Genomic DNA, 23,546 nt, shown 5'->3' with positions numbered 1-23,546 from the left:
GGCGACGATGTTCTCATGACCGAACCGCCGCAAGCCCTCATCGCGCGGATGTCCGCCGACGTGGCCGCGCTGTCCGCGTACCTCGCACGGGTGTCCGCCGACCTGACCGAACTCAACCGCACGCTCGCGGCGCCCCCGCCCGTCCTGCCGGTGCAGCCGCCGCCACCCGTGCCGCAGGCGCCGGCCCCCGCACCCAGGGCGTCTCGCGACGAGGGTTGGATCGGCAAGCTGCTCGCCGTCGCGGGCGTGGCGGTCACGCTGATCGGCGTCGCGCTGCTGCTGGTGCTCGCGGCGCAGGCCGGGATCCTGCGTCCGGAGGTGCGGGTCGCGGCCGGTGCGATGCTCGCGGGTGTGCTGGTCGCGGCCGCCCGCTGGCTCTACGCGCGTCCGGGTGGCCGCACCGGGGCAATTGCGTTGGCGGCCACCGGTATCGCGGCCGCCTACATCGACGTTGTCGCGGTCACGACCATCTACGAGTGGGTCAGCGCGCCGGCCGGGCTCGTCCTTGCCGCGGTGATCGGCGGCGGCGGCCTGACGCTGGCGCGGCGGTGGGACTCCGAGCACCTCGGCCTGCTAGTCCTGGTGCCGCTGCTGGTGCTGGCGCCCGTCGTGGTCGGCGGTGTGACGCTGCTGCTGGTCGCGTTCATGCTCGCGCTGGCGGCGGCGTCGCTGCCGGTGCAGCTGGGCCGCGACTGGCTCTGGCTGCACGGCGCCCGGATCGCGGCGGCGTCGCTTCCGCTGCTCGTCGCGCTGGCCGGGGTGTACTTCGACGACGGGCACGATGCCTGGCTGGCCGGTGCCTGCGGTATCGCCGCACTGCTGGCTCTCGCCGCTGCGCTGATCCTGCTGCCCCGGACCGCGAACAAGCCCGCGATGGCGGTGCTGACCGCGGTCGGCGTGCTGCCTGTGCTGTGCGTCGGGTTGGCCGTCGACCGGGCAGCGGCAGCGCTGATGGCGGCGGCGCTGGCGGCGGCCCTGCTCACCGTCGTGCTGGCGGGGGAGCAGTTGCCGGGCGTCGACCGTGACGTGCGGCGAATCTGGGCCGTGCTCGCGACGTTGTCGGCGCTGATCGGTGTGCTGGTGGCATTCGATGGGCGCATCGCGGGTCCGGTGCTGCTGGTGATGGCGGTCGTGGTGGCCGCGATCGGCCGCGGCTCCGCGGTCGCCCGGGTGTGCGCGTTCGGACTGGCGGCTGTCGGTGGCGTGCACTACCTGTCCTACTCACCGCCCTCGCTGATTATCTATCCGGCGGAACCGACGGCTGCACATAGCCTTTCGACGTTGGTCACCAGCGTCTTGGTGATCGCGTGCGCGGTCACGCTCGGCTGGTCGCTGCCGCGCCGCGAGTCCGTGGTGTGGACGGGGCTGGCGGCCGTGACCGGATATGCGGTCACCATGTTCGCGGTGACCGCCGGGGTGCTGATCGGCGGGACCGACGGCGGTTTCTTCGCCGGGCACATGGCGGCGACGATCTTCTGGATCGCGGTGGCGGCCGCGCTGTTCGCGTACGCGGCGCGCCGCCCGCGGGCCGACCGGTCGGTACCGATCGGCGCCGGGCTGGCCGTGGTGGCCGCGGCGATGGCGAAGTTGTTCCTGTTCGATCTCGGCACGCTCGACGGGATCTTCCGGGTCGGGGTTTTCATCGTCGTGGGGTTGATCCTGCTGGGGATGGGCGCCGGTTACGCCCGCTTGCTGGGAAAACAGGATTCGACTGTGAGCAACGGCACGTGCTAGATTGGACTGAGTCCAAATAAGGAGGCGTTGAAGAAGACATGAACACAACACGTCGAAGTGAAGCCGAAGTTCAGGGATTCCACGCGTCGCCGGAACTGGCAGCCAGCCTGCAGCGAGTCCTGGTCGACCTGATCGAACTGCACCTGCAGGGCAAGCAGGCGCACTGGAACGTCGTCGGGACCAACTTCCGCGACCTGCACCTGCAGCTCGACGAGCTGGTCGATTTCGCCCGCGAGTCCAGCGACACCGTCGCCGAGCGCATGCGCGCACTGGACGCGGTGCCCGACGGCCGGTCCGACACCGTCGCGGCGTCCACCACGCTCCCGCAGTTCCCTGCCTTCGAGGTGAGCACCGAAGAGACCGTCGACCTGATCACCGGCCGGGTGTACGCCGCGGTGGACACGATCCGCGCCGTGCACGACACCGTCGACGCCGAGGATCCCAGCACCGCCGACATCCTGCACCAGTTGATCGACGGGCTCGAGAAGCTGGCCTGGCTGATCAAGTCGGAGAATCGCAAGGTCTAGTTCGGCCGTTCGCGGGTATCCATCCGTCGTGACTGTGACGCGAGATATCCATGCCTCCCGGCAACAGGTCTGGGACGTCATGGCCGACGGGTGGACCTACTCGCAGTGGGTCGTGGGCAACAGCCGCATGCGCGCCGTCGACCCGAACTGGCCGGCTCCGGGCTCCACCATCTGCCACTCGGTGGGCGTCTGGCCGCTGTTGCTGAACGACGTGACCGTGGTCGAGAAGAGCGTCCCGCTCGAAGAACTGGTGCTGCACGCCAAGGGCCGCCCGTTCGGCGGCGCACGAATCGTGCTGCGGCTGAGCGACATTCCGGACGGCTGTCGGGTGCAGATGACCGAGTATCCGGTCAGCGGTCCCGCCGCGGTGATGCCGAACAAGATCTCGGATCTGGCGGTCTACCCCCGCAACCGGGAGACGTTGTGGCGACTGGCCGCACTGGCCGAACGGCTCAAACCGACTGAGGTTTCCGACTGAGCGCATCGAGCGCCCGGCCGTCCGGCGCTGCTCGGCGCCCGACCAGGTACCACGTCGTCATCACGCCCTTGCCCTTGACGTCGACCTCGCCGCGAGGCTCGAGCACAAAGGTGCCGCTGAGCCTTTCGTAGACGTCCTGTGGTACCTGTATGCGGCCCTCCACGTCGGTGGTTTCCATGCGTGAGGCGACGTTGACCGCGTCGCCCCACACGTCGTAGAAGAACTTGCGCGCACCGACGACGCCGGCCACCACCGGGCCGGCGGCAAGCCCGATGCGCAGGGGCACTTCCCGGCCGCGCGGGTAGCGCAAATCCGCGACTGTGTCGGCCATGTCGAGCGCCAGCCCGGCCAGCGCCTCGATGTGGTCGTGGCGCGGTTCGGGCACACCGCTGACCACCATGTAGGAATCCCCGCTGGTCTTGACCTTCTCCAGGCCGTGGCGGTCGACGAGCGCGTCCAGATCGGTGTACAGCCGGTCGAGGAAGCGGACCAGATCGTCGGGTGTGGTGTCGCTGGCACGCTTGGTGTATCCGGCGATGTCGGCGAACAGGATCGAGGCGTCGTCGTACTTGTCGGCGATCACCGTGCGGGTCGGATCCTTGAGCCGCTCGGCGATCTGCGCCGGAAGGATGTTGGCCAGCAGGCGCTCCGAGCGCTCGTACTCGGCCTCCATCGCCAGCCGGGCGCGACGGATCTCGCGAAGGGCGTACCAGAGCGTGGCGACGAGCAGGATCCACGCCGTCAGCACGGTGAGGACGAACGACGTCGCGAACGCCCATGGCGGCTGGGAACCGGTGTCGTTGGGCACGAAGAACTCGAGCAGGACCACCGTCACCGCACCGACGGCGGCGAGTGCCGACGCCAGCACCATGTGATCGATGCCGAGCACCAGCACGGTGATCGCAGCGGCGACCACGAAGTAGAACTGCAGGCCGGTCCCCGTGCCGAGAAAGATGCAGACCACCGTGATCGTGGTGTACGCGATCGCGAAGAACACCAGCGGCGCGACGAGCTCGCCGAACTTGCACAGGTACGGGATGGTGACGAATCCCGCCGCGCTGGCGAGATTGATCAGCGCAATCCACCAGAGGTCCTGGCCGATGAGCAGTCCCTGGACCCCGAAGACGGCGCTGATCGCCGCGCTGATCAGGGAGGTCACGTTCAGCACGCGCCGGTGCCGGACGGCGTTGTCGACGTAGTGGCGGACGCGTGCCGGGTTGCGGCTCTCGAGCGCCAGTTCCGGCACGCAGACCGGGCGCAACCTCATCTCCACCCAGAAAGGGTAACGCCGAAAGGTCTGTCGACCTGCGGTTTTGCCGTTCAAGGCGCGAGCACGGATGGACGGCCTCGGCTGCCAGGGTCGGCTATTTGCTTTTCCGCCGCCCGTACCGGCCCTTCTGTTAACCGTAGGTTTGCTCGATTTCGTCGGCGGCCGAAATTTCATCGGCCACACGCAGCTGCGGTCCGAACGGTGGTCATCCGCATCGTGGCGTCCACGGTGACCGTCACGTGACGAATCCCGAAAGCGGGTGTGGGGATCGCTGTGGCTGTCCGTAAACTCCGCTGACCACATTGCTGACGAACATCGAGACGACGTTGTTATTTTCGCGATCGCAAATAAACGCACATTGCCATTGCCGCCCGCAAACGTAGCTAGCAGTGCGCCATTCTTGGCAGCCGAATTGCCAACGGCGCGCCTTCGGCATTAGTAGTCTCCATCTGCGGAGATTGCGCTGGACAGCGACTATTTCCGACGACCGCGCAGCGAAAAAGACCAATGGTATGGACTTTGCCGCATTCGCACGGCGCGGACCATCATTGCGGACCATACAACTGACTTGGAATGGAGTCGTAGCGCCCTCGAGGTGTTTCGCTTAATGGCCAAGAAGATTTCCTGGCATTAGGTGTGTATGGTTCGCCGGAATACGTTAATTTGAGTTCCTCGCATCGTTGACTGCCTTCCGGTTGAGAACTGAACAGGAGTGCCCATGGGGCTCATCGGGAAACGCCGACTGCGTCGCTATGGGGTGGCAAGCGTGATTGCCGCTGCGCCTCTCGCGGTGCTTTGCGCGTATGTCACGAATTTGCTTGTCCCGACGGAGCCGCTGCCGAGGCCGGTGAGCTACAGCTACGTTCCCGCCGCCGTCATCAACGATTCCAATGACACCATCGGCATCGCCGACTCCGACATCTACGGGCTGACCAGGCCGGACGGCACCATCGACACCGAGGCCATCGACCGGCATCTCGAGGAGATGCAGAAGCTCGGGGTCAACACCGTCCGGGTGCTGATCCCGTGGGCCGACATCCAGCCGGTGGAGCCGGGCACGCTGCCGCCGGACTGGGAAGAGTCCCTGTGGAACCGCTCGGAGTACATCATCAACGCCGCCGCCGATCGCGGGATGGCGGTCCTCGGGGTGCTGAACACGACGCCGAGCTGGGGTGACGACCCCGAGGAGCCGGGCTTCGGCATCTACACCCCACCGGACCCGGAGCTGTACGGCGCGTGGGCGGCGACCGTCGCGGAACGGTACAAGGGGCTGGTGTCGGCGTACGAGATCTGGAACGAGCCGAACTACACCGCCTACTGGACGGCCGGCCCGGATCCCGAGCACTACACCGAGATCCTCCGGGCTGCATACGACGCCATCGACGCGATCGACCCGGACGCGCTGGTCGTCGCCGGAGTCCTTGGCACCGTTCAGGATTCCGGCCTGACCATGAACCCCGTCACGTTCGTGGAGCGGATGTACGCCGCCGGGGCGAAGGGCTACTTCGACGCGCTGTCGATCCACCCGTACAACAACGAGATCAAGTTCAGCGACGGACTGGATCCCAACAACCTGTGGCAGACCCCGGTCGAGCAGTTGATCGCGATCCGGCAGCAGATGATCGCCAACGGTGACGACGCCCTCAAGATCTGGGCCACCGAGTACGGCCTGAGCACCTACATCAAGGACGAGGAGACCCAGGCGGCCTGGGTGAAGGACTTCCTCGACTACTGGGGCGCTCAGGATTACACCGGTCCGGCGTTCCTGTTCACGCTGCGGGATCGGCTGAACTCCACCACCGAAGAAGGCACCATGGGCATCTTCACCTATGAGTGGGGACGCAAGCTGGTGGCCGACGTGATCGAGTGCGCGACCACCGGACGCAAATGCCCGGTCGATCCGGGAGAAGATCCGGTCGTCGATCCGGTCACCGCGCTCGTGCAGGCGGTGGCGGCGGTCCTGCAGCAGGTGTACACCGTTGTCGCACAGACCGTTACGCAGCTCGCGAACGCCGTCGTCAACGTCATCGCCGATGCACTGCGCAACCTGTTCGGCGGTCTGACGAATCCGGCGACGGCCAGCCTCGACGTGCCGGCTGACACCCGGATGGCGCTGGCCGGCGCGGTCACCACGGCCGCCGAGGACGTGACGGGTGAGCCGATCGAGTCCTCGCTCGACGCGTTGGACAATCCGGTCACCCCGGAGGCGCCCGAGGCGCCGCCGGCCGAGGTCACCGAACCTGCGGCCGAGGTGCCGCCGGTCGCCGAAGAGGCACCTGTCCCGACCGAGGAGGTCCCGACCGAAGAGGTCCCGGCCGAAGAGGTCCCGGCCGAGGAAGTCCCGGCTGAGGAAGTTCCGGCCGAGGAAGTTCCGGTCGAAGAGGTGCCGGCCGAGGAGGTCCCGGTCGATGAGGTTCCGGTCGAAGAGACTCCCGAGCCGGTGGAAGCGCCCGCGCCGACCGACGAGGAGGAGCAGACGCCCGCCGAGGACGAAGACACCACCGGTGGCGACGAGGACGAAACCTCCACTGGCAAGGACGATTCCCGCGGTACTGCTCGCGGCGACGATGACTCGTCGGACGATGGAAACGCCAACGACACTAAGGACGGCAACAAGGCCACGCCGGGAACCGGTGGCGCCGGAAACGGTGCTGGCACTGGAAGTCCCGGCTCCAACGGTCCGGGCTCCGGCGGCGCGGGTGCCGGAGGCGCGGATTCCGGAGGCGACGACTCCGGCGGCAGCGGAGGCAACGACAGCTCCGGCGGCGGCGACAAGTCGGGTGGCAGCGGCTCGAACGTGTCCTACGTGCAGGGGCCGTGGGGGATGCTGCTGGCGGTCTGAGCGCCGGTGGTGCCCTCGGTGAGATTCGAACTCACACTGTACGGGTTTTGAATCCGTTTCCTCTGCCAGTTGGGATACGAGGGCGTGCGGGTTACCACCATAGAGGATGACCCGAGGTCGCTGAACGGGGCTGCTACCGCCACAATGGCATCCATGACCGGGTCACCCAGCGAAGGCCAGCAAGCACGCCGTGTTCTCGTCGCAGAAGACGAGGCACTCATCCGCATGGACCTGGCGGAGATGCTGCGCGAAGAGGGATACGAGATCGTCGGCGAGGCCGGCGACGGGCAGGAGGCCGTCGACCTCGCCGAAAGCCTCAAACCCGACCTCGTGATCATGGACGTCAAGATGCCCCGCCGCGACGGCATCGACGCGGCCGCGGAGATCGCGGGCAAGCGCATCGCGCCGATCGTCATCCTGACCGCGTTCAGCCAGCGCGAATTGGTGGAACGTGCGCGCGACGCGGGCGCGATGGCCTACCTGGTCAAACCGTTCACGATCACCGACCTCATTCCCGCCATCGAGGTGGCGGTCAGCCGCTTCAGCGAGATGGCCGCGCTCGAGCAGGAGGTCGCCACGCTGTCGGACCGGTTGGAGACCCGCAAGCTGGTGGAGCGGGCGAAGGGTTTGCTGCAGGCCAAGCAGGGGATGACCGAGCCCGAGGCGTTCAAGTGGATACAGCGCGCCGCGATGGACCGCAGGACGACGATGAAACGCGTTGCCGAGGTCGTGCTCGAGACCCTCGACACGCCCGGGGATGCGGCGGCCTCGAGCTGACCCACCGAGGCTCGGTCGCGTAAAAACTACGTTTCCGACAGCGCCGTTTCGCCCCGACGATCACGGGAAAGCCACCGCGCCTTTTCCAACAGCACGCACCGAGGCCATGCGTTGGCTAAGGTTCTCCCGAAGCATCGCCGCCCCCGCCTAGCTGGGTCGAGGCGCCGAAGCCCACAACATCATTGACACGGAGGTGAAGCGTGCGCTCTCGCGTGGCACGGAAAGCATTTGCCATCAGCAGTGCCGGTTTGGTTGTGCTCGGCATAGCGGGCTGCCAACAGTCCGAACCGAGTGAGGGAGGCGGCAGCGCGCAGACCGATCTCAAGATCGTCGAGCAGGTGCAGATCGACGAGAACGGCGCCGAAGTGAAGGCCGACGAGAGCGCCGCGCCCGCCGACCCGGCAGGGGACGGCAAGGCGCAGTGCCCGCCGGTGTCGCTGGCGATGGCCGGCGCGCTCAACGGGCCCGACGCCGCGCTGGGCATCAACATCAAGAACGGCATCCAACTCGCCGTCGACAAGCACAACGCGGCCAACCAAGGCTGCCAGGTGCAGCTGAAGACCTTCGACACCGAAGGCGACCCGCAGAAGGCGACGCAGATCGCGCCGCAGATCATCAACGACGCGTTCACGATCGGCCTGATCGGGCCCGCCTTCTCCGGTGAGACCAACGCCACCGGCGACGTGTTCAACCAGGCCGGCCTGGTGGCGGCGACCGCCTCGGCGACCAACGTCACGCTGTCCGAGAAGGGGTGGAAGACGTTCTTCCGCGGCCTGGGCAACGACGGCGTGCAGGGCCCGTCGGTGGCGAACTACCTGAAGAACACGTTGGGCCACAAGAAGGTGTGCGTGGTCGACGACAGCACCGACTACGGCCTCGGCCTGGCCCAGACCGTGCGCGAGACGCTCGGTCCGGTGGCCGACTCCGCGTGCAACATCTCGGTGAAGAAGGGCGACAAGGACTTCTCGGCGGCGGTCACCCAGATCAAAGGCGCCGCGCCGGATTCGGTGTTCTTCAGCGGCTACTACGCCGAGGCGTCGCCGTTCGTGCAGCAGCTCAAGGACGGCGGCTTCGAGGGCGCGTTCGTCAGCGCCGACGGCACCAAGGATCCGGAGTTCGTCAAGCAGGCCGGCGATGCGTCCAAGGACGCCATCCTGTCCTGCCCGTGCGGCCCGGCGACCGGCAGCTTCGCCGACGAGTACACCGAGAAGTTCAACCAGGAACCCGGCACGTACAGCTCCGAGGGCTACGACCTGGGCACGATCATGCTCAAGGGTATCGACTCGGGCGCCATCACGCGGCCCGCGCTGCTGGACTTCGTCCGTAACTACAACGGCCGCGGCGTCGCCCGGCAGTATCAGTGGACCCCCGAGGGCGAGCTGACCACCAGTTTGATCTGGATTTACAAGGTTCAGTAGGAAGACGAGCGAGACGCGTCCGATGCCACCACGGCTCGGGCGCGTTCTCGTGACCAGACCTTTGCCGCGAGGAGCCGCCGCCGGATGACACACCAGTGCGTCGAGCAGTACGCCTGCTTGGCCGCGAACATCAACTTCAACCTGGACGGCCTGCGGGACGGCTTCTGGCAGTTGACGATCGACGGTCTGTCCTGGGGCGCGATCTACGCGCTGGTCGCGGTGGGGTACACGCTGGTCTACGGCGTGCTCAAGCTGATCAACTTCGCGCACTCCGAAGTGTTCATGTTCGGCATGTTCGGCGCGTATTTCTGCCTCGACATGATTCTGGGCTTCACTCCCAGCGGTAACACCTACGACAAGGGCATCGCGTTGACGGTGCTGTACCTGGCGATCGCGATGCTGTTCGCGATGGCGGTGTCCGGTGGCACGGCCGTGGGGTTGGAGGCGATCGCGTACCGGCCGCTGCGCCGGCGAAAAGCCGAGCGGCTGTCGTTCCTGATCACCGCGATCGGCATGTCGTTCGTGCTGCAGGAGTTCGTGCATTTCATCCTGCCGAAGATCATCGACGGCTACGGCGGCTCCAACGCCCAGCAGCCGATCCGGCTCGTCGCGCCGGAGACGCAGTTCACCGTGTTCGGCGCCGCGGTCTCCAACATCACGCTGATCATCGTCATCGCGGCGCTGTTCTTGGCGCTGATGACGGACATGGCCATCAACCGCACGAAGTTCGGCCGCGGCATTCGCGCGGTGGCCCAGGATCCGGACACCGCCACGCTGATGGGTGTCTCCCGCGAACGCATCATCATGACCACCTTCCTGATCGGTGGCCTGCTCGCCGGCGCGGCGGCGCTGCTGTACACGCTGAAGGTTCCGCAGGGCATCATCTACTCCGGCGGCTTCCTGCTCGGCATCAAGGCGTTCTCGGCCGCGGTGCTCGGCGGCATCGGCAACCTGCGCGGCGCCCTGCTCGGCGGCCTGCTGCTCGGCATCATGGAGAACTACGGGCAGGCGGTGTTCGGCACCCAGTGGCGTGATGTGGTGGCGTTCGTGTTGCTGGTCCTCGTGCTGTTCTTCCGGCCCACCGGGATACTCGGCGAGAGCCTCGGAAAGGCACGAGCATGACACGCAAACTGCTGGCCCCCGGTGACGGGCTGCGGGAGTGGTGGGACGGCCGCACCCGCGTGCAGAAGTGGGGCTTCGGACTGCTCGCGTTCGGGGTGCTTGCGCTGCTGCCGCTGTTCCCGCCGCCGTTCCTCAACACTCCGAACATCAGCTTCGGCGGCACCATGGCGCAGTTCGCGATGGTCGCGATCATCGCGATCGGCCTCAACGTCGTGGTCGGGCAGGCGGGCCTGCTCGACCTCGGCTACGTCGGCTTCTACGCCGTCGGCGCTTACACCGTCGCACTGCTGACCAGCCCGAACAGCCCATGGAACAGGCTCGGCGCCACCGGTTGGTTCAACGAGGACTGGGCGTGGCTGGCCTGTGTGCCGCTGGCCATGGCGATCACCGCGCTGACCGGCCTGATCCTGGGCACGCCGACGCTGCGGCTGCGCGGGGACTATCTGGCCATCGTCACGCTGGGATTCGGCGAAATCATCCGGCTGATGGCCGACAACCTCGCCGACATCACCAACGGGCCGCGCGGCCTCAACGAGGTCGCCTATCCCCACGTCGGCGAGAGTGAACGGCTACCCGAAGGCGTGTTCTCCAGCGGGAACTCGTCCGGCCTGGCCAACTACGGCACGTGGTGGTTCTGGCTGGGCATCGTGCTGATCATCGCGATCCTGCTGCTTGTCGGCAACCTCGAACGCAGCCGCGTGGGCCGCGCCTGGATCGCCATCCGGGAGGACGAGGACGCCGCAGAAGTCATGGGCGTCAACACGTTCAAGTTCAAGCTGTGGGCGTTCGTCATCGGCGCCGCGATCGGCGGCCTGTCCGGCGCCCTGTACGCGGGCCAGGTGCAGTTCGTCGCGCCGCCCACGTTCAACATCATCAACTCGATGCTGTTCCTGTGCGCGGTGGTGCTCGGCGGGCAGGGCAACAAACTCGGCGTGGTGGTCGGCGCGTTCATCATCGTCTACCTGCCCAACCGGCTGCTGGGCGTCGAGTTCCTGGGCATCAACCTCGGCGACCTGAAGTACCTGTTCTTCGGGATGGCGTTGGTGGCGTTGATGATCTTCCGGCCGCAGGGGCTGTTCCCGGCGCGCCAGCAGCTGCTGACCTACGGCAGGGCGGCGCGCGACCTACTCCGCAATCCGGAGAAGGAGGCCGCGAAGTGACCATCGAGGAACTGGCAGGCGTCCACCGCGAGATCAACGCGGCCGAAGGTGAAATACTGCTGCGCACAACGGATCTCACGATGAAGTTCGGCGGGCTGACGGCGCTGGATTCGGTGTCGTTCGACATCCGCCGCGGCGAGATCCTCGGCATGATCGGACCGAACGGGGCGGGCAAGACGACCTGCTTCAACGCGATCACCGGCGTGTACCGCCCGACGTCGGGCTCCGTCACCTTCGACGGTGCCCCGCTGGGAAAGATCAAGCGGCACCAGATCACCCGTCGCGGCATCGCGCGTACGTTCCAGAACATCCGGTTGTGGGGCGAGATGACCGCGCTGGAGAACGTCATGGTGGGCACCGACGCCCGGCACTTCACGTCGGTGCCCGGCGCGCTGGTGCGGACCCCGCGGCACCGCCGTGAGGAGATGTCGGCCGTCGAGAGATCGGCCGCACTGCTTCACTTCGTCGGGATCGGGCACCGCGGCGAGGAGAAGGCCAAGAACCTGCCGTACGGCGATCAGCGGCGACTCGAGATCGCCCGCGCGCTGGCCACCGAACCCAAGCTGCTGTGCCTCGACGAACCGGCCGCCGGGTTCAACCCGAAGGAGAAGGCCGCGCTCATCGAGTTGATCCAGAAGATCCGCGACGACGGCTACACCGTGCTGCTGATCGAGCACGACATGAGGCTGGTGATGGGAGTGACCGACCGGATCGTGGTGCTGGAGTTCGGTCGCAAGATCGCCGACGGCCTGCCCGCCGAGATCCGCGAGGACCCCAAGGTCATCGCCGCTTACCTGGGAGTGCCTGATGACGCAGTCGAGTGAGCAGAAGACCGACGAGCGTCCCGTCGTCCTCGAACTGCGCGACCTCGTCGTGCAGTACGGGCGTATCCGCGCTCTGCACGGGATCTCACTGACCGTGCGGGAAGGCGAACTTGTCACGTTGCTCGGCTCCAACGGTGCCGGCAAGACCACGACCATGCGGGCGATCTCGGGTCTGCTGCCGCTGACGTCGGGCTCGATCTGGTTCGAGGGCAACGACATCAGCAAGGTCAAGGCGCATCACCGCGCGGTCCAGGGCCTGGTGCAGGCACCGGAAGGCCGCGGCGTCTTCCCCGGTATGACGGTTGTCGAGAACCTCGAAATGGGTTGTTACGGACGGAAATTCGCGTCGCGCCATGAGCACAAGGAACGGCTGGACTGGGTACTGGAGACGTTCCCTCGGCTCGCTGAACGCCGCACCCAGGTGGGCGGCACGCTGTCCGGCGGTGAACAGCAGATGCTCGCGATCGGGCGCGCGCTGATGGCCCGGCCGCGGGTGCTGCTGCTCGACGAGCCGTCGATGGGTCTGGCGCCGATGGTGATCTCGCAGATCTTCAAGATCATCGCCGAGGTCAACAGTCAGGGCACCACGGTGCTGCTCGTCGAGCAGAACGCGCAGCAGGCGCTGAGCCGCTCGGACCGCGCCTACATCCTCGAAACCGGCGAGGTGACACGCACCGGCAACGCGCGAGAGCTGTTGACAGACGACAGCATTCGCGCCGCCTACCTCGGCGTCGCCTAGGAGAGGTCCACCTCGAAGCGTTTGATGCGCGACACCGCGCCCGAGACCAGCCGAACCCGGCTGGGCGCGACGCCCAGATGCGCGGCGACGAGTTTCGCTACGGCCTTGGTGGCCTTGCCCTCGACGGCCCGCTCGCGCACGTAGACCGTGAGTTCGCCGTCGGCGCCCTCCTCGACCAGGGGACCCTTCGCGCTGCCGGGCTTGACGCGCACCGCGACGATCATCGCCGCACCCACGGCCAGGTCATCAGCGCCCATACGGCGAACACGAGCGCGGCCGTCACCACGATGTACACCGGCCACGGGCCCAGCAGGTCCAGCAGCGACGCGGTGGCCGGCTTGTGGTGGGTGAACCCGTAATTGGTGTCGGCGACCTTGTTGAACACCACGGTGCACGTCGCCCATCCGGCGGTCACGGCGACGGCGAATCGGTATCCGCGCCAGTCGGGCCGCATGCCGCGGCCCCAGGTGAGAAAGATCGCCGCCCACACCACCAGCAGGTGGATCGCGTAGAACGCCAGGAACTGGTAGTGCGGGAAGTCCGGTCCGCGCAGTACGGGGGTGATCAGCGCCTGCACGCTGAGGACCAGACCCCAGTAGTAGGTGAGCGTGTAGGCCCACTGACGCTGGGTCCACAACGCCACCGCGGCAACGACGGTCGCCAGATCGGTCAGTTGCAGCGGCACCGAACTCGCCAAGGTCGGCGGCAGCACGTTGTAGACCAGGATCGCCGCGTAGATCGCCGCGGTGAGCGCGCCGAGGACGCGGCTCAGTCGCCGAGCCCGAGCCGGCGCCAACCCGCGCCCGGCCCAGACCAGCAGCACCGCCCCGACCGCGAACACGGCCAGGGCACCCCAGTACGAGGGGCCGTACGGTTCGAACTGCCTAGCGAGCAACTACCACGGACGAACCGTGCCCGAACAGGCCCTGATTCGCGGTGATCCCGACCTTGGCGCCCTCGACCTGGCGGCCGGTGGCCTGTCCCTTCAGCTGCCAGGTGAGCTCGCAGACCTGCGCGATGGCTTGTGCGGGAATGGCTTCCCCGAAGCACGCCAGGCCGCCCGACGGGTTGACGGGGATCTTCCCGCCGATGGTGGTGGCGCCGCTGCGCAGCAACTGTTCGGCCTCGCCCCTGGCGCACAGCCCCAGATGCTCGTACCAGTCGAGTTCCAGTGCGGTGGACAGGTCGTAGACCTCGGCCAGGCTCAGGTCCTCGGGTCCGATGCCGGCCTCTGCGTAGGCGGCGTCGAGGATCTGGTCCTTGAACACCCGCTCGGGCGCCTTCACCACGGCGGTGGAATCCGTTGCGATGTCCGGCAATTCGGGCAGATGCTGCGGATACTGCGGCGACTGCAGGCTGATCGCGCGCACCGACGGTACGCCCTCGACGGAACCGAGATGCTTCTCGGCGAACGACTTGCTCGCCACGATCAGCGCCGCCGCACCGTCCGACGTCGCGCAGATGTCCAGCAGCCGAAGGGGATCGGAGACCACCGGGCTGGCCAACACGTCCTCGACGCTGGCTTCCTTGCGGTACCGCGCGTTCGGGTTGTCCAGGCCGTGCTTGGCGTTCTTGACCTTCACCGCGGCGAAGTCCTCGAGGGTGGCGCCGTAGAGGTCCATCCGGCGGCGCGCCAACAACGCGAAGTACACGGTGTTGGTGGCGCCGATCAGGTGGAACCGCTGCCAGTCCGGGTCGTTCTTGCGCTCGCCGCCGACCGGCGCGAAGAACCCCTTGGGCGTGGTGTCGGCGCCGATGACGAGCGCCACGTCGCAGAAGCCCGCGAGGATCTGGGCGCGGGCACTCTGCAGCGCCTGCGACCCACTGGCGCAGGCGGCGTAGCTCGAGGTGACGGGAACCCCGTTCCAGCCGAGCTTTTGGGCGAACGTCGCGCCGGCGACGAAGCCGGGATAACCGTTGCGGATGGTGTCGGCGCCTGCGACGAGTTGGATCTGGCGCCAGTCCAGGCCGGCCTCGGCCAGCGCGGCGCGGGCGGCCACGACGCCGTACTCGGTGAAGTCGCGGCCCCACTTGCCCCACGGGTGCATGCCGGCGCCGAGGATGTAGACGGGTTCCGGTGTGCTCATGACGCGGGCCTCCATGCGTAGACGACGCGTTCGACGCCATCGTCGTCGACGAACAGCGGCATCGTGGTCAGTTCCATCTCCATGCCGACCTTCAGATCGGCGGCCAGCGTGCCCTCGACGACCTTGCCGAGCACGATCAAGCCTTCGTCGGCCAGTTGCACGGCGGCAACGGCGAACGGCTCGAATGGATCCGGCGCCGGGTACGGCGGCGGGGGAGCGTAGCGGTTCTCGGTGTAGCTCCACAGCGTGCCGCGGCGCGACATCGGCACCTGCGCCAGTTCGTCGCCGTCACAGGCGGGGTTGGGGCAGTTGTTGGCGCGGGGCGGGAACACGTAGGTCCCGCACTGATGGCACTTGCCACCGATCAGGTATGGCGACCCGGACCCGTCGGTGGCGAACCACCCGTCGATCGCCGGTTGAGTGGATGCTGACACGCGGTCAGCGTACCCAGTCGACCTGTGAAACTGAAACGTGTTCCAGTCAGTGGGCGGCCGCCGCCAGCAAGATCCGCAGGAGGTCGTCGGGGTTGTCGCGCATCAGGTTGTGGGCGCCGTCGAGTTCGTGCACGGCCCAGTTCGGGTCGTCGCGCACACGTTCGTAGGAGGGCCGCAGCGGAGAGTCGCCGGGCCACTGCAACGCGTACACGAAGTCGCGCCTGCGGAACCGGTTGACATCGCCGTCCAGGTTGATGCGTTGCAGGAACGAGGCGAGCGGGTGTGCGGTGGCTCTCGGATCGAAGAACGGCATCGGGGGCACTCCGTAACCGGTGTCGTCGACGCCGAGGTACCACTCGCGCTCCTCGTCATTGACCAGCTGCCAACAGGATTCGCCGTCGCGGGGCACCAGGGCGTCGAGGTAGACGAGGGCGTCGACCCGGTCCGCCATCCGGTCGGCGACGCCGGTGATCACCATGCCGCCGTAGCTGTGGCCGACGAGGACCAGGTTGCGGTCGTCGGTGTCGGCCGTCACCGCCGAGACGACATCGGTGATGTGGGTGTCGAGGTTGACGCCCGCATGGGCGAGGTGGGCGCGTTCCGCCACGCCGGTCAGGGTGTAGGCGAGCACTCGGTGTCCGCGCGTGCGCAGCGCGGCGGCGAGGTCATCGAAACACCAGGCGCCGTGGCAGGCTCCGGGGATCAGCACGTAGGTGGCCATATATCCACCGTGCGTGAGCAGGCGCTATAAGTCCAATATCGATGAGTGACCGAAACTATAATCATCGGTTATGGAGTTGCGGCAGCTCGAGTACCTCATCGCGGTCGCCGAGGAGGCCAACTTCACCCGGGCGGCCGAACGGATCCGGGTCGCGCAACCCGCGGTGAGCGCCCAGATCGCCCGGCTGGAACGCGAACTCGGAGAGCGACTCCTGGACCGCACCCAGCGACGGGTCCGGCTCACCGCGGCGGGCGAGGCGGTGCTGCCGTTCGCGCGTGCGGCACTGGGCGCTGTCGCGGACATCCGCACCGCCGTCGACGAACTCGGCGACCTGGTGCGGGGGTCGGTCTCGATCGGCACGGTCACCGCGCACAACGTCGACATGCCGTCGCTGTTGGCGAAGTTTCACCGCGACCACCCCGCGGTCGAGATCACGCTGAGCACGGACAGTTCCGACGAACTCATCGACGGTGTCCGGTCCGGGCGACTCGACCTGGCCATCGCGTCCGTGGGCAGTGCGGAAGTGCCCGCCGGCCTGCAGGTCGAGGCCACCACCGATGAGGTGATCGACGCGGCCGTCGGGCGCGAGGACCCATGGTGGGGCCGCCGGTCGGTCGGGGTCGACGAACTCGCCGACCGGCCGCTGATCGCGCTGCCAGCCGGAAGCGGGATCCGAAGCAGGCTCGACGAGGCGTGTGCGGCGGCAGGGGTGTCCGTACGGGTCGCCCTGGAGGCCAGCACGCCGCTGGAACTCGTCGATCTGGCGGCCCACGGTCTGGGCGTGGCGATCGTTCCCCGTTCGGTGGCACGCTCGCGCACCCACATACATCCCGTCGCGGTGACGCCGGAACTGCGGGGGCGCCTGGTGTTGGCCTGGCGGGCGCGCGGACCGGTCAGCCCCGCGGCCCGGGTTCTGATCGCCTTGGCCCGCGAGCACGTGCGTGTCGGCGGCGGTGCCTAGAGTTAGGGCCGTGAGCCCAGCCAGCACCGCCACTGCCAAGAAGACGGCATCCGCCAACCCCACCGACAAGCCGACACTGATGCTGCTCGACGGCAATTCGCTGGCGTACCGGGCGTTCTACGCGCTGCCCGCGGAGAACTTCAAGACCCAGGGCGGACTGACCACCAACGCCGTGTACGGGTTCACCGCGATGCTGATCAACCTGCTGCGCGACGAGCAGCCGAGCCACATCGCCGCGGCGTTCGACGTGTCGCGCCAGACCTTCCGGGTCGACAAGTATCCCGAGTACAAGGCCGGCCGGTCGTCGACGCCGGACGAGTTCCGCGGGCAGATCGACATCACCAAGGAGGTGCTCGGCGCGCTGGGTATCACCGTGCTCGCCGAACCCGGCTTCGAGGCCGACGACATCATCGCCACCCTGGCGACCCAGGCCGAGCAGGGCGGGTACCGCGTGCTGGTGGTGACCGGCGACCGGGACTCGCTGCAGTTGGTCAGTGACGACGTGACCGTGCTCTATCCCCGCAAGGGTGTCAGCGAGCTGACCCGGTTCACCCCGGAAGCCGTCCAGGAGAAGTACGGGCTGACCCCGCAGCAGTACCCCGACTTCGCGGCGCTGCGCGGCGACCCCAGCGACAACCTCCCCGGCATTCCCGGGGTCGGCGAGAAGACCGCGACGAAGTGGATCGCCGAGTTCGGTTCGCTGCAGGCGCTCGTCGACAACGTCGACACGGTCAAGGGCAAGGTCGGCGACGCGCTGCGCGCCAACCTCTCGTCTGTGGTGCTCAACCGCGAACTGACCGACCTCGTCAAGGACGTTCCGCTGCCGCAGACCCCCGACACGTTGCGCATGCAACCGTGGGACCGCGACCAGATCCACCGCCTGTTCGACGACCTGGAGTTCCGCGTGCTGCGCGAGCGGTTGTTCGAGACGCTGGCGTCGGCCGACCCCGAGGTCGACCAGGGTTTCGACGTACGCGGCGGCGCGCTGGAGCCGGGTGAGCTGGCCGCCTGGCTGGCCGAGCACAGCACCGGTCAGCGGTTCGGCCTCGCCGTCGTCGGCACGCATCTGGCCTTCGACGCCGACGCGACCGCGCTGGCGATCGTCGCCGCCGACGGCGACGGGCGCTACATCGACACCGCGACGCTCACCGAAGAGGACGAGGCGGCGCTGGCGTCGTGGCTGGCCGACTCGGGTCCACCCAAGGCGCTGCACGAGGCCAAGCTGGCGATGCACGACGTCCAGGGCCGCGGCTGGACACTTGCCGGCGTCACGTCCGACACCGCGCTGGCGGCGTACCTGGTGCGGCCCGGGCAGCGCAGCTTTGCGCTCGACGACCTGTCGCTGCGCTACCTCAAACGCGAACTGCGCGCGGAAAACCCTGAACAACAACAACTCTCGCTGCTCGATGACAGTGACGGCACGGACGAGCAGGCCGTGCAGACGACGATCCTGCGGGCCAGCGCGGTGATGGACCTGGCCGACGCGCTCGACGAGGAGCTCGCGCGCATCGACTCGCTGGCGCTGCTGAACAACCTCGAGCTGCCCGTGCAGCGGGTGCTGGCCGAGATGGAGACCGCAGGCATCGCGGTCGACATCGCCCAGCTCACCGAGTTGCAGAGCGAGTTCGCCGACCAGATCCGCGACGCCGCCGAAGCCGCCTACGCGGTGATCGGCAAGCAGATCAACCTCGGCTCGCCCAAACAGCTGCAGGTGGTGCTGTTCGACGAGCTGGAGATGCCGAAGACCAAGCGCACCAAGACCGGCTACACCACCGACGCCGACGCGCTGCAGTCGCTGTTCGACAAGACCGGTCACCCGTTCCTCCAGCACCTGCTCACCCACCGCGACGCCACCCGGCTCAAGGTCACCGTCGACGGGCTGCTGAACTCGGTGGCCTCCGACGGCCGTATCCACACCACGTTCAACCAGACGATCGCCGCCACCGGCCGGCTGTCGTCGACCGAGCCGAACCTGCAGAACATCCCGATCCGCACCGACGCGGGCCGTCGGATCCGCGACGCGTTCGTCGTGGGCACGGGCTACAGCGAGCTCATGACCGCGGACTACAGCCAGATCGAGATGCGCATCATGGCCCATCTGTCGAAGGACGAGGGCCTGATCGAGGCGTTCCGCACCGGTGAGGATCTGCACTCGTTCGTCGCGTCACGCGCATTCGACGTGCCGATCGACGAGGTGACCGCCGAATTGCGCCGCCGGGTCAAAGCGATGTCCTACGGCCTGGCGTACGGGTTGAGCGCCTACGGGTTGGCCGCGCAGCTCAAGATCTCCACCGAAGAGGCCAAGGTCCAGATGGAGCAGTACTTCGACCGGTTCGGCGGGATCCGCGACTACCTGCGCGACGTGGTCGACCAGGCGCGCAAGGACGGCTACACCTCGACGGTGTTCGGCAGGCGGCGCTATCTGCCCGAACTCGACAGCAGCAACCGCAATGTGCGGGAGGCGGCCGAACGCGCCGCGCTCAACGCGCCGATCCAGGGCAGCGCCGCCGACATCATCAAGGTGGCGATGATCAACGTCGACAAGGCACTCAAGGACGCGAAGCTGAAGTCGCGGATGCTGCTGCAGGTGCACGACGAGCTGCTCCTCGAGATCGCTGAGGGGGAGCGGGACACGGTCGAGGCCTTGGTGCGTGAGCAGATGGGCAACGCCTATCCGCTCGACGTTGCGCTCGAGGTGTCGGTCGGATACGGCCGCAGCTGGGACGCCGCGGCGCACTAACGGGCGTCGGCCGCCAGGCCAAGGCCGAGCGCCATCAGGATGGCGCCCATCACGCGCTCCATGCGGCGTCGAATATGGTTCTGGCGCAACATATCTCGCGCTCGCGCCGCGACGAGCACGACGGCTGCGCACCAGGACGTGTCGACGACCAGTTGGATCAGCGCGAGCACGAGCAGGGTCGGCAGCACCGGTCCGCTCGACGGCAGGAACTGCGGGATCACCACGATGCCGAACGCCGCCGCCTTCGGGTTGGCGGCGATCGACAGCAGCGCAGCCCGGAACGCCGCCGCGGGTGTGCGGCCGCGCGGTGGCAGCGGCACCTCGAGTTCCGTCGGGCGTTTCGCGTTGCGCCAGGCGCTGACACCGAGCCAGATCAGGATCACCGCACCGACGACGTGCAGCACCACCGACAGCGCGCGGTTGGCCAGCAGCAGCACCGACAGGCCCGCACCGCCGGCCAGGGTCCAGCCCAGGATCCCGATCTCGTTGCCGACAACCGCGGCCAGGCCGGCCGCGCGCCCGTCGCGCACCGAGCGGTGCAGGAACAACGCCGTCGCCGGGCCCGGGAGGGCCGCGAGGATCACGCACGCCAGCAGGAATGCGGGCATCACATCCCACAGATGCCGGGCCATTTCGGTCGCCATCTCAGAAGTATCGCTGCCCGCGCAACCGAGTTCCTAGCGGATCAGCGACCGGGCGCGCGGTAACCGGCCAGGCTCTGCAATGCCGGTGCGGCGGCGCGGGCGGCGTGCACCGCGTACGCCTCCTCGGTCAGCAGCGCCTGGAGGCGCGCGTCGCCGAAGCCGCGGTCGATGCGGTCGCGGACGAACGCCAACTCGACGACGTGGGCGGCGAACCGCTTCACCGACTTGCCCGCCGCCGGGCCACCGAACCGGTTGGCGTGGCCGAGGGCTGCCTTGCGGTCGCGGAGCGACCCCAGCCAGGTGGCCTCGTTGGGCGTCACCAGCCCGGCCTGCGTCATGCCGGGCAGCTTGGCGGCGACGATGTTCTGCTCGCGGCGCCGGCTCTGCACTCCCAGCACAATCGCCAGGGCGAAGATCGGCATCATCCACACCACGTAGATCCCGAAGTACCACTCGACGCCCAGCAGCGACGAGCCGTTCCACAACCCGTGCATGACGACGGCGGCCAGGTAGCCGAGCAGGATGTGCGCGCCCCTACCCAGGGCGCTGCGGTGCTGCAGCGCGAAGTAGACGCCGATCCCGAAGAAGGTGGTGAACAGGGAGTGGGCGAACGGCGCCATGATCAGCCGCAGCGCCGCCGTCATCAGCGAATCACCGAAGGATTCTCCGCTGGAGATGTAGAGGATGTCCTCCAGCCAGGCGAAGCCGGCGCCGACCAGCCCGGCGTAGACCAGGCAGTCGGTCAGCGAGTTGAGCTCGTTGCGGCGCCTGCCGGTCATCATCAGCAGCAGGAACGCGCCCTTGGCCGCCTCCTCGATGACCGGCGCGGCGATCGCCACCGACACCCAGCTGACCTCGTCGGACTCACCGGTCACGATCAGCGACTCGACGAAAAGTCCGACCGTCACCGACAACACGACCGCGACCGACGCGCCCCACAGGAACGCGAAGATCAGCAGCCGCGGCGGCTCCGGTTCCCAGCGGTCCAGCCAGATGTACGCCAGCACCACGACGAGCATGGCCATGCTCGACAGCACCAGGCCGACCGCGGTGCCGACGGGGTTGAGCGCGGTCAGCAGGACGATGATCAGTCCCACCACGGTGGCCATCACGATGATCGCCGCGAGCGGGGCCCCGACTTTGCGGACCTTGCGCTGGAACGGCGGTGTGGGCAGCCAGGTCTGCGGTGATGCGCCGGGGTGTGACACCCCAGCAGATTAGCCGCGGGAATCGCCCGAGGCGGGCCGAGTTCGTCCAATCAGCGGCACCACGGCCGGGGCGGGCGAGTCGGTGACGTACGCCGCCGGGGGCTGCGCCGGCTGGACCAACTGCCGCGGCTACCCACCGGCAAGCTCTACAAGCGGTTGCTCCGCGACCGGTACTGGGGCGAGCACACGACCCGGATCGTGTGACGTCTCCCCAGCCCGCTGGGGACCGGGTTTGTCCAGCATGTGCACCGTCGAGTAACCTCTACGGGTACCTGTCTGTGGTTTTTGCATTCTTCTGCGGCGGGTATCACCAATAACTCAAGTCCCATCCCTACGATCAAACCTGTCCGGAGCAACCCACCACATGCCAAGTCCCTCCGTCACCTCGCCGCAAGTAGCCGTCAACGACATCGGCTCGAGCGAGGACTTTCTCGCCGCCATCGACAAGACCATCAAATACTTCAACGATGGCGACATCGTCGAGGGAACCATCGTCAAGGTTGACCGTGACGAGGTCCTGCTCGACATCGGCTACAAGACCGAAGGTGTCATCCCGTCCCGGGAACTGTCCATCAAGCACGACGTCGACCCCAACGAGGTCGTTTCCGTGGGCGATGAGGTCGAAGCCCTGGTCCTCACCAAAGAGGACAAGGAAGGCCGCCTGATCCTGTCCAAGAAGCGCGCCCAGTACGAGCGCGCCTGGGGCACCATCGAAGAGCTCAAGGAGAAGGACGAGGCCGTCAAGGGCACCGTCATCGAGGTCGTCAAGGGCGGCCTGATCCTCGACATCGGCCTGCGCGGCTTCCTGCCCGCGTCGCTGGTCGAGATGCGTCGCGTCCGCGATCTGCAGCCGTACATCGGCAAGGAGATCGAGGCCAAGATCATCGAGCTCGACAAGAACCGCAACAACGTGGTGCTCTCGCGTCGCGCCTGGCTAGAGCAGACCCAGTCCGAGGTGCGCAGCGAGTTCCTCAACCAGCTGCAGAAGGGCGCCATCCGCAAGGGTGTCGTATCCTCGATCGTCAACTTCGGCGCGTTCGTCGATCTCGGCGGTGTCGACGGCCTGGTGCACGTCTCCGAGCTGTCCTGGAAGCACATCGACCACCCGTCCGAGGTTGTTCAGGTGGGCGACGAGGTCACCGTCGAGGTGCTCGACGTCGACATGGACCGCGAGCGGGTTTCGTTGTCGCTCAAGGCGACTCAGGAAGATCCGTGGCGCCACTTCGCCCGCACCCACGCGATCGGTCAGATCGTGCCGGGCAAGGTCACCAAGCTGGTGCCGTTCGGTGCGTTCGTCCGCGTCGAGGAGGGCATCGAGGGTCTGGTGCACATCTCGGAGCTGTCCGAGCGCCACGTCGAGGTCCCGGACCAGGTGGTCCAGGTCGGCGACGACGCGATGGTCAAGGTCATCGACATCGACCTGGAGCGTCGCCGGATCTCGCTGAGCCTCAAGCAGGCCAACGAGGACTACACCGAGGAGTTCGACCCGTCGAAGTACGGCATGGCCGACAGCTACGACGAGCAGGGCAACTACATCTTCCCCGAGGGCTTCGACGCCGAGACCAACGAATGGCTCGAAGGCTTCGAGAAGCAGCGTGAGGAGTGGGAGTCCCGCTACGCCGAGGCGGAGCGCCGGCACAAGATGCACACCGCGCAGATGGAGAAGTTCGCCGCTGCCGAGGCCGAAGCGGCCAGCCGCCCGGCCAGCAACGGCACCTCGCGCGGCGACGAGCCGTCGGCGGGCGGGTCGCTGGCCAGCGACGCTCAGCTCGCGGCGCTGCGCGAGAAGCTCGCAGGCAACGCCTAACTCGTTACCGATCGAACGCCCCGGCTCATGGCGAGCCGGGGCGTTCGTCGTTC

21 protein-coding genes and 1 tRNA gene are annotated in these 23,546 nt (G+C 67.5%); 13 read left to right on the top strand and 9 right to left on the bottom strand.

What is annotated here, in order from left to right; all coding sequences use genetic code 11:
- Nucleotides 1-15 precede the first annotated feature (15 nt).
- The 3 genes from BLW81_RS21415 to BLW81_RS21405 are packed head-to-tail and all read left to right on the top strand — an operon-like array spanning nucleotide 16 to nucleotide 2,739.
- A complete protein-coding gene (locus BLW81_RS21415; RefSeq protein ID WP_083408912.1) occupies nucleotides 16-1,734 on the top strand; it encodes a DUF2339 domain-containing protein in 1,719 nt (572 codons plus the stop codon).
- A 38-nt stretch (nucleotides 1,735-1,772) separates the two neighbouring features.
- Nucleotides 1,773-2,261 (top strand): Dps family protein, encoded by a 489-nt coding sequence (locus tag BLW81_RS21410; protein WP_083408911.1) that lies wholly within the window; start codon nucleotides 1,773-1,775, stop codon nucleotides 2,259-2,261.
- A 28-nt stretch (nucleotides 2,262-2,289) separates the two neighbouring features.
- Entirely contained in the window at nucleotides 2,290-2,739 is a 450-nt protein-coding gene (locus BLW81_RS21405) for an SRPBCC family protein (RefSeq protein ID WP_083408910.1), read from the top strand.
- Here BLW81_RS21405 and BLW81_RS21400 read toward each other — a convergent pair.
- Entirely contained in the window at nucleotides 2,714-4,006 is a 1,293-nt protein-coding gene (locus BLW81_RS21400) for an adenylate/guanylate cyclase domain-containing protein (protein ID WP_083408909.1), read from the bottom strand. The genes BLW81_RS21405 and BLW81_RS21400 overlap by 26 nt on opposite strands.
- Nucleotides 4,007-4,856: 850 nt before the next feature.
- On the opposite strand from BLW81_RS21400, the gene BLW81_RS21395 reads away from it, so the two are divergent.
- Nucleotides 4,857-6,851: a glycoside hydrolase family 5 protein gene (locus BLW81_RS21395; RefSeq protein WP_162277406.1), complete on the top strand. Its 1,995-nt coding sequence runs from the start codon at nucleotides 4,857-4,859 to the stop codon at nucleotides 6,849-6,851.
- Between the two features lie 7 nt (nucleotides 6,852-6,858).
- Here BLW81_RS21395 and BLW81_RS21390 read toward each other — a convergent pair.
- Nucleotides 6,859-6,935: transfer RNA gene (locus tag BLW81_RS21390), tRNA-Leu, on the bottom strand.
- A 60-nt stretch (nucleotides 6,936-6,995) separates the two neighbouring features.
- Here BLW81_RS21390 and BLW81_RS21385 point away from each other — a divergent pair.
- The 6 genes from BLW81_RS21385 (at nucleotide 6,996) to BLW81_RS21360 (ending at nucleotide 12,891) form a co-directional block, all read left to right on the top strand.
- Nucleotides 6,996-7,628 carry a two-component system response regulator PdtaR gene (locus BLW81_RS21385; protein WP_083408907.1) on the top strand — a complete coding sequence of 211 codons (633 nt, stop codon included), beginning with the start codon at nucleotides 6,996-6,998 and terminating at the stop codon, nucleotides 7,626-7,628.
- Nucleotides 7,629-7,828: 200 nt separating this feature from the next.
- A complete protein-coding gene (locus BLW81_RS21380; RefSeq protein WP_083408906.1) occupies nucleotides 7,829-9,046 on the top strand; it encodes a branched-chain amino acid ABC transporter substrate-binding protein in 1,218 nt (405 codons plus the stop codon).
- Between the two features lie 84 nt (nucleotides 9,047-9,130).
- Nucleotides 9,131-10,168, top strand: a complete 1,038-nt coding sequence (locus BLW81_RS21375; protein WP_083408905.1) for a branched-chain amino acid ABC transporter permease — start codon at nucleotides 9,131-9,133, stop codon at nucleotides 10,166-10,168.
- A complete protein-coding gene (locus BLW81_RS21370) occupies nucleotides 10,165-11,328 on the top strand; it encodes a branched-chain amino acid ABC transporter permease (RefSeq protein WP_083408904.1) in 1,164 nt (387 codons plus the stop codon). Before BLW81_RS21375 ends, BLW81_RS21370 begins: the two co-directional genes overlap by 4 nt.
- On the top strand, nucleotides 11,325-12,152 hold the full coding sequence (locus BLW81_RS21365) for an ABC transporter ATP-binding protein (RefSeq protein WP_083408903.1): 828 nt from the start codon (nucleotides 11,325-11,327) through the stop codon (nucleotides 12,150-12,152). Before BLW81_RS21370 ends, BLW81_RS21365 begins: the two co-directional genes overlap by 4 nt.
- Nucleotides 12,136-12,891 (top strand): ABC transporter ATP-binding protein, encoded by a 756-nt coding sequence (locus BLW81_RS21360; protein WP_083408902.1) that lies wholly within the window; start codon nucleotides 12,136-12,138, stop codon nucleotides 12,889-12,891. Before BLW81_RS21365 ends, BLW81_RS21360 begins: the two co-directional genes overlap by 17 nt.
- On the opposite strand, the gene BLW81_RS21355 is transcribed toward BLW81_RS21360, so the two are convergent.
- From BLW81_RS21355 to BLW81_RS21335, 5 genes are read right to left on the bottom strand one after another with little or no spacing between them, the layout of a single operon-like run.
- Nucleotides 12,888-13,115: a DUF167 domain-containing protein gene (locus tag BLW81_RS21355; RefSeq protein ID WP_083410721.1), complete on the bottom strand. Its 228-nt coding sequence runs from the start codon at nucleotides 13,113-13,115 to the stop codon at nucleotides 12,888-12,890. The genes BLW81_RS21360 and BLW81_RS21355 overlap by 4 nt on opposite strands.
- On the bottom strand, nucleotides 13,112-13,786 hold the full coding sequence (locus tag BLW81_RS21350; RefSeq protein ID WP_083408901.1) for a YwaF family protein: 675 nt from the start codon (nucleotides 13,784-13,786) through the stop codon (nucleotides 13,112-13,114). The genes BLW81_RS21355 and BLW81_RS21350 overlap by 4 nt, the downstream gene beginning before the upstream one ends.
- Nucleotides 13,776-14,978 (bottom strand): lipid-transfer protein, encoded by a 1,203-nt coding sequence (locus BLW81_RS21345; protein WP_083410720.1) that lies wholly within the window; start codon nucleotides 14,976-14,978, stop codon nucleotides 13,776-13,778. Before BLW81_RS21345 ends, BLW81_RS21350 begins: the two co-directional genes overlap by 11 nt.
- Nucleotides 14,975-15,412, bottom strand: a complete 438-nt coding sequence (locus BLW81_RS21340; RefSeq protein ID WP_083408900.1) for a Zn-ribbon domain-containing OB-fold protein — start codon at nucleotides 15,410-15,412, stop codon at nucleotides 14,975-14,977. Before BLW81_RS21340 ends, BLW81_RS21345 begins: the two co-directional genes overlap by 4 nt.
- A gap of 46 nt (nucleotides 15,413-15,458) precedes the next feature.
- The gene (locus BLW81_RS21335) at nucleotides 15,459-16,133 is read right to left on the bottom strand and encodes an alpha/beta fold hydrolase (protein ID WP_083408899.1); all 675 of its coding nucleotides are present in this window, start codon (nucleotides 16,131-16,133) and stop codon (nucleotides 15,459-15,461) included.
- A 70-nt stretch (nucleotides 16,134-16,203) separates the two neighbouring features.
- On the opposite strand from BLW81_RS21335, the gene BLW81_RS21330 reads away from it, so the two are divergent.
- Nucleotides 16,204-17,094 carry a LysR family transcriptional regulator gene (locus BLW81_RS21330; protein ID WP_083408898.1) on the top strand — a complete coding sequence of 297 codons (891 nt, stop codon included), beginning with the start codon at nucleotides 16,204-16,206 and terminating at the stop codon, nucleotides 17,092-17,094.
- Between the two features lie 10 nt (nucleotides 17,095-17,104).
- Nucleotides 17,105-19,834, top strand: coding sequence for a DNA polymerase I (gene polA, locus BLW81_RS21325; protein ID WP_157897782.1), 2,730 nt, complete (start codon nucleotides 17,105-17,107; stop codon nucleotides 19,832-19,834).
- On the opposite strand, the gene BLW81_RS21320 is transcribed toward polA, so the two are convergent.
- Together BLW81_RS21320 and BLW81_RS21315 are read right to left on the bottom strand one after the other, a co-directional pair.
- Nucleotides 19,831-20,466 (bottom strand): LysE family translocator, encoded by a 636-nt coding sequence (locus BLW81_RS21320; RefSeq protein WP_083410719.1) that lies wholly within the window; start codon nucleotides 20,464-20,466, stop codon nucleotides 19,831-19,833. The two genes, polA and BLW81_RS21320, sit on opposite strands and share 4 nt — an antisense overlap.
- Before the next feature lie 53 nt (nucleotides 20,467-20,519).
- Nucleotides 20,520-21,686, bottom strand: coding sequence for a PrsW family intramembrane metalloprotease (locus BLW81_RS21315; protein ID WP_083408896.1), 1,167 nt, complete (start codon nucleotides 21,684-21,686; stop codon nucleotides 20,520-20,522).
- A 364-nt stretch (nucleotides 21,687-22,050) separates the two neighbouring features.
- On the opposite strand from BLW81_RS21315, the gene rpsA reads away from it, so the two are divergent.
- Nucleotides 22,051-23,493, top strand: a complete 1,443-nt coding sequence (gene rpsA, locus BLW81_RS21310; protein ID WP_083408895.1) for a 30S ribosomal protein S1 — start codon at nucleotides 22,051-22,053, stop codon at nucleotides 23,491-23,493.
- The last annotated feature ends 53 nt before the right edge of the window (nucleotides 23,494-23,546 follow it).

Origin of the sequence: Mycolicibacterium rutilum (assembly GCF_900108565.1) — a bacterium.
GTDB classification, from domain to species: Bacteria; Actinomycetota; Actinomycetes; order Mycobacteriales; family Mycobacteriaceae; genus Mycobacterium; species Mycobacterium rutilum.
The sequence above is the reverse complement of the archived record's forward strand: the minus strand, read 5'-3'. Positions and strand labels throughout refer to the sequence as shown.

Coding starts and splice junctions, on each gene's coding strand:
- BLW81_RS21415 (WP_083408912.1), top strand. CDS start 16: ATGACCGAACCGCCGCAAGCCCTCATCGCGCGGATGTCCGCCGACGTG.
- BLW81_RS21410 (WP_083408911.1), top strand. CDS start 1,773: ATGAACACAACACGTCGAAGTGAAGCCGAAGTTCAGGGATTCCACGCG.
- BLW81_RS21400 (WP_083408909.1), bottom strand. CDS start 4,006: ATGAGGTTGCGCCCGGTCTGCGTGCCGGAACTGGCGCTCGAGAGCCGC.
- BLW81_RS21385 (WP_083408907.1), top strand. CDS start 6,996: ATGGCATCCATGACCGGGTCACCCAGCGAAGGCCAGCAAGCACGCCGT.
- BLW81_RS21375 (WP_083408905.1), top strand. CDS start 9,131: ATGACACACCAGTGCGTCGAGCAGTACGCCTGCTTGGCCGCGAACATC.
- BLW81_RS21370 (WP_083408904.1), top strand. CDS start 10,165: ATGACACGCAAACTGCTGGCCCCCGGTGACGGGCTGCGGGAGTGGTGG.
- BLW81_RS21360 (WP_083408902.1), top strand. CDS start 12,136: ATGACGCAGTCGAGTGAGCAGAAGACCGACGAGCGTCCCGTCGTCCTC.
- BLW81_RS21355 (WP_083410721.1), bottom strand. CDS start 13,115: ATGATCGTCGCGGTGCGCGTCAAGCCCGGCAGCGCGAAGGGTCCCCTG.
- BLW81_RS21345 (WP_083410720.1), bottom strand. CDS start 14,978: ATGAGCACACCGGAACCCGTCTACATCCTCGGCGCCGGCATGCACCCG.
- BLW81_RS21335 (WP_083408899.1), bottom strand. CDS start 16,133: ATGGCCACCTACGTGCTGATCCCCGGAGCCTGCCACGGCGCCTGGTGT.
- BLW81_RS21330 (WP_083408898.1), top strand. CDS start 16,204: ATGGAGTTGCGGCAGCTCGAGTACCTCATCGCGGTCGCCGAGGAGGCC.
- BLW81_RS21320 (WP_083410719.1), bottom strand. CDS start 20,466: ATGGCCCGGCATCTGTGGGATGTGATGCCCGCATTCCTGCTGGCGTGC.
- rpsA (WP_083408895.1), top strand. CDS start 22,051: ATGCCAAGTCCCTCCGTCACCTCGCCGCAAGTAGCCGTCAACGACATC.